At 47.3% G+C, this 5,429-nt stretch carries 2 tRNA genes and 3 rRNA genes; all 5 read right to left on the bottom strand.

Features of this window, described 5'->3' with window-relative positions:
• Positions 1-41: 41 nt before the first annotated feature.
• Positions 42-151, bottom strand: a 5S ribosomal RNA gene (gene rrf, locus ACEN2F_RS14545).
• 144 nt (positions 152-295) lie between these two features.
• Positions 296-3,181 (bottom strand): 23S ribosomal RNA (locus ACEN2F_RS14540).
• A gap of 188 nt (positions 3,182-3,369) precedes the next feature.
• Positions 3,370-3,443, bottom strand: a tRNA-Ala gene (locus ACEN2F_RS14535).
• Positions 3,444-3,537: 94 nt separating this feature from the next.
• A tRNA-Ile gene (locus tag ACEN2F_RS14530) sits at positions 3,538-3,611 on the bottom strand.
• 156 nt (positions 3,612-3,767) lie between these two features.
• Positions 3,768-5,281 (bottom strand): 16S ribosomal RNA (locus ACEN2F_RS14525).
• The 16S, 23S and 5S rRNA genes sit together here with 2 tRNA genes alongside, the layout of an rRNA operon.
• Between the last annotated feature and the right edge of the window lie 148 nt (positions 5,282-5,429).

The raw sequence follows: 5,429 nt of genomic DNA, 5'->3' as shown, positions 1-5,429 counted from the left end.
AAAACAAAAAACCCCATTCCGATAGGAATAGGGTTTTTAAAGAAAGGCGACGACATACTCTCCCACATAACTGCAGTACCATCTGCGCAGGCGGGCTTAACTACTCTGTTCGGGATGGGAAGAGGTGAGCCCCGCCGCAATAACCACCTTAAGAGGTTATAATTGCTTTGGGCAATTACTGTAATGTTGCTTATTGTTTTATAAACATCAATTACATAATATCTTAACATACTGAGATAAAGAAAATAAAAAGTTTGAGAAAGTTTCTTCCTGCCGATTGCTCGGCAGGAAAAGCGTACATAAGCTTACGGGTTATTAGTACTACTCGACTATGACATTACTGCCTTTACATCTATAGCCTATCAACGTGGTCATCTCCCACGACCCTTAAAAGAAATCTCATCTTGTGGTGGGTTTCGCGCTTATATGCTTTCAGCGCTTATCCCTTCCAAACGTAGCTACTCTGCGATGCCACTGGCGTGACAACAGATACACTAGAGGTTTGTCCAATTCGGTCCTCTCGTACTAGAATCAGATCCACTCAAATTTCTTGCGCCCACAGTAGATAGAGACCGAACTGTCTCACGACGTTCTGAACCCAGCTCGCGTGCCACTTTAATGGGCGAACAGCCCAACCCTTGGGACCTTCTCCAGCCCCAGGATGTGACGAGCCGACATCGAGGTGCCAAACCCCCCCGTCGATATGAGCTCTTGGGGGAGATCAGCCTGTTATCCCCGGCGTACCTTTTATCCTTTGAGCGATGGCCCTTCCATGCGGAACCACCGGATCACTATGCTCTACTTTCGTACCTGATCGACCTGTATGTCTCTCAGTCAAGCTCCCTTATGCCATTGCACTCTACGCACGGTTACCAAGCGTACTGAGGGAACCTTTAGAAGCCTCCGTTACTCTTTTGGAGGCGACCACCCCAGTCAAACTACCCACCAAGCAATGTCCCCCGCAAAACGGGGTTAGGCCTCAGACAAACAAAGGGTTGTATTTCAACAATGACTCCACAACGCCTAGCGACGCCACTTCACAGTCTCCAACCTATCCTACACATCATTTGTCCAAGGTCAATACTAAGCTATAGTAAAGGTGCACAGGGTCTTTTCGTCCCACTGCGGGTAAGCGGCATCTTCACCGCTACTACAATTTCACCGAGCTCATGGCTGAGACAGTGTCCAGATCGTTACACCATTCGTGCAGGTCGGAACTTACCCGACAAGGAATTTCGCTACCTTAGGACCGTTATAGTTACGGCCGCCGTTTACTGGGGCTTCATTTCAATGCTTCTCCGAAGATAACATCTCCACTTAACCTTCCAGCACCGGGCAGGTGTCAGGCCCTATACTTCATCTTACGATTTTGCAGAGCCCTGTGTTTTTGATAAACAGTCGCCTGGACCTCTTCACTGCGGCCAGCATTGCTGCTGGCGACCCTTCTCCCGAAGTTACGGGTCTATTTTGCCTAATTCCTTAGCCATGAATCTCTCGAGCACCTTAGGATTCTCTCCTCGACTACCTGTGTCGGTTTGCGGTACGGGTACTTATTACCTGAAGTTTAGAGGTTTTTCTTGGAAGCCCTTAGGCGCACTATCTCTTTGTCCGAAGACTCCGAGTACTATCGTATTTCCCCAAAACCCGTGGATTTGCCTGCGGGTCTTATAGGTAGGTACTTCAACGAACTATTCCGTCAGTTCGCGGCGCTTTCATCACTCCGTCACCCCATCACAGTAATAACTAGTACGGGAATATTAACCCGTTGTCCATCGACTGTCCCTTTCGGGTTCGCCTTAGGTCCCGACTAACCCACAGCTGATTAGCATAGCTGTGGAAACCTTAGTCTTTCGGTGTGCGGGTTTCTCGCCCGCATTATCGTTACTTATGCCTACATTTTCTTTTCTAACCAGTCCAGCAGGCCTTACGACTCACCTTCAACCCTGTTAGAATGCTCCCCTACCACTACCTAAATAAATAGGTAATCCATAGCTTCGGTAATACGCTTATGCCCGATTATTATCCATGCTCGTCCGCTCGACTAGTGAGCTGTTACGCACTCTTTAAATGAATGGCTGCTTCCAAGCCAACATCCTAGCTGTCTGGGCAGACAAACCTCGTTCTTTCAACTTAGCGTATATTTGGGGACCTTAGCTGATGGTCTGGGTTCTTTCCCTCTCGGACTTGGACCTTAGCACCCAAGCCCTCACTGTTATGAAACATTATATAGCATTCGGAGTTTGTCAGGAATTGGTAGGCGGTGAAGCCCCCGCATCCAATCAGTAGCTCTACCTCTATATAACTTTACGCATAACGCTGCACCTAAATGCATTTCGGGGAGTACGAGCTATTTCCGAGTTTGATTGGCCTTTCACCCCTACCCACAGGTCATCCGAAGACTTTTCAACGTCAACCGGTTCGGTCCTCCACTATGTGTTACCACAGCTTCAACCTGCCCATGGGTAGATCACACGGTTTCGCGTCTAACACTACTGACTAAAGCGCCCTATTCAGACTCGCTTTCGCTACGGATCCGTGGCTTAACCACTTATCCTTGCCAGCAACGTTAACTCGTAGGCTCATTATGCAAAAGGCACGCCGTCACCCCACGAAAGGGCTCCGACCGCTTGTAAGCGTATGGTTTCAGGATCTATTTCACTCCGTTATTCACGGTTCTTTTCACCTTTCCCTCACGGTACTGGTTCACTATCGGTCTCTCAGGAGTATTTAGCCTTAGCGGATGGTCCCGCCAAATTCAGACAGGATTTCTCGTGTCCCGCCCTACTCAGGATACCACTATCGTTATCTTCTTTTACTTATACAGGGCTATCACCTTCTTTGGCTTTACTTTCCAGTAAATTCTAATTCAATCCGCAACAAATGTCGTGGTCCTACAACCCCAATATTGCCGTAACAACATTGGTTTGGGCTAATCCGCGTTCGCTCGCCACTACTTACGGAATCACTTTTGTTTTCTTCTCCTCCGCCTACTTAGATGTTTCAGTTCAGCGGGTTTGCCCACCTATCGGTGTACTATGTCTTCAACATAGTGGGTTGCCCCATTCGGGTATCTACGGATCAATTCGTGTGTGCCAATCCCCGTAGCTTTTCGCAGCTTATCACGCCCTTCATCGCCTCTGAGAGCCAAGGCATCCCCCATACGCCCTTATTTTGCTTATTGTACCAACATTCAATTAAGAATGCCGTTTCTTTTACTTGTCTAATGATAAACAAGTAAAAAATGCTTTCTACTTTTTATTATTTTCTTATCTCAATATGTCAATGAACTTTAAAATAGTGTGCAGTGTGCAGTTTTTAGTATCCAGTCAAAACTGAATACTGATCACCGTAAGCTGATCACTCTTTTTGTGGAGAATAACGGAGTCGAACCGTTGACCTCCTGCGTGCAAGGCAGGCGCTCTAGCCAGCTGAGCTAATTCCCCAATCTTTTTTAAGTATGAATTGTGAATTACGAATTACGATGTATATCGTGATTTCTCAACTCTAGAATTTCTTCTTTTCTTAAGTCTTAAATAGTTGTCTCGGACAGACTCGAACTGTCGACCCCTACATTATCAGTGTAGTACTCTAACCAGCTGAGCTACGAGACACTCTTTATTACTTAATAAGTAAAGTCGTTGCATGCAACGCCTCTACGTGTATTATTTGAACTAACAGCAAGAGTAATATAATGTCCTTCTTTGTTTCCTTCTCGAACTTTCGTCTTCTTTCCCTAGCGTGTATTGCTACTAACACTAAGGCTCTAGAAAGGAGGTGTTCCAGCCGCACCTTCCGGTACGGCTACCTTGTTACGACTTAGCCCTAGTTACCAGTTTTACCCTAGGCAGCTCCTTGCGGTCACCGACTTCAGGCACCCCCAGCTTCCATGGCTTGACGGGCGGTGTGTACAAGGCCCGGGAACGTATTCACCGGATCATGGCTGATATCCGATTACTAGCGATTCCAGCTTCACGGAGTCGAGTTGCAGACTCCGATCCGAACTGTGACCGGTTTTATAGATTCGCTCCTGGTCGCCCAGTGGCTGCTCTCTGTACCGGCCATTGTAGCACGTGTGTAGCCCAAGGCGTAAGGGCCGTGATGATTTGACGTCATCCCCACCTTCCTCACAGTTTGCACTGGCAGTCTTGTTAGAGTTCCCGACTTGACTCGCTGGCAACTAACAACAGGGGTTGCGCTCGTTATAGGACTTAACCTGACACCTCACGGCACGAGCTGACGACAACCATGCAGCACCTTGTAAATTGTCTTGCGAAAGATCTGTTTCCAAACCGGTCAATCTACATTTAAGCCTTGGTAAGGTTCCTCGCGTATCATCGAATTAAACCACATGCTCCACCGCTTGTGCGGGCCCCCGTCAATTCCTTTGAGTTTCATTCTTGCGAACGTACTCCCCAGGTGGGATACTTATCACTTTCGCTTAGCCACTGAGATTGCTCCCAACAGCTAGTATCCATCGTTTACGGCGTGGACTACCAGGGTATCTAATCCTGTTCGCTACCCACGCTTTCGTCCATCAGCGTCAATATATTAGTAGTAACCTGCCTTCGCAATTGGTATTCCATGTAATCTCTAAGCATTTCACCGCTACACTACATATTCTAGTTACTTCCTAATAATTCAAGTCAGACAGTATCAATGGCCGTTCCACCGTTGAGCGATGGGCTTTCACCACTGACTTACCTGACCGCCTACGGACCCTTTAAACCCAATGATTCCGGATAACGCTTGGATCCTCCGTATTACCGCGGCTGCTGGCACGGAGTTAGCCGATCCTTATTCTTACGATACCGTCAAGCTGCTACACGTAGCAGGGTTTCTTCTCGTATAAAAGCAGTTTACAATCCATAGGACCGTCATCCTGCACGCGGCATGGCTGGATCAGGCTTGCGCCCATTGTCCAATATTCCTCACTGCTGCCTCCCGTAGGAGTCTGGTCCGTGTCTCAGTACCAGTGTGGGGGATCTCCCTCTCAGGACCCCTACCCATCGTTGCCTTGGTATGCCGTTACCATACCAACTAGCTAATGGGACGCATGCTCATCTTTCACCGATAAATCTTTAATATCATGTTGATGCCAACTCGATATACTATAAGGCATTAATCCAAATTTCTCTGGGCTATTCCTTTGTGAAAGGTAGATTGCATACGCGTTACGCACCCGTGCGCCGGTCTCTGCTTCCGAAGAAGCATACCCCTCGACTTGCATGTGTTAAGCCTGCCGCTAGCGTTCATCCTGAGCCAGGATCAAACTCTTCATCGTATATTGTGTGAGTTCAGATAAATCTGTTCTCTTTGTTTATTCGACTAAATTCTAGTGGTTTTTTCAAATCTCTCGATTCTATTACTCTTATTCTTTTGTCTTAAGATCTCTCTTAAAACGGCTGTCAATTCAATATGTCTAGGAACGT

The organism is Flavobacterium sp. W20_MBD1_R3, from assembly GCF_052119725.1.
In the GTDB taxonomy this organism is placed as follows: domain Bacteria; phylum Bacteroidota; class Bacteroidia; order Flavobacteriales; family Flavobacteriaceae; genus Flavobacterium.
The sequence above is the reverse complement of the archived record's forward strand: the minus strand, read 5'-3'. Positions and strand labels throughout refer to the sequence as shown.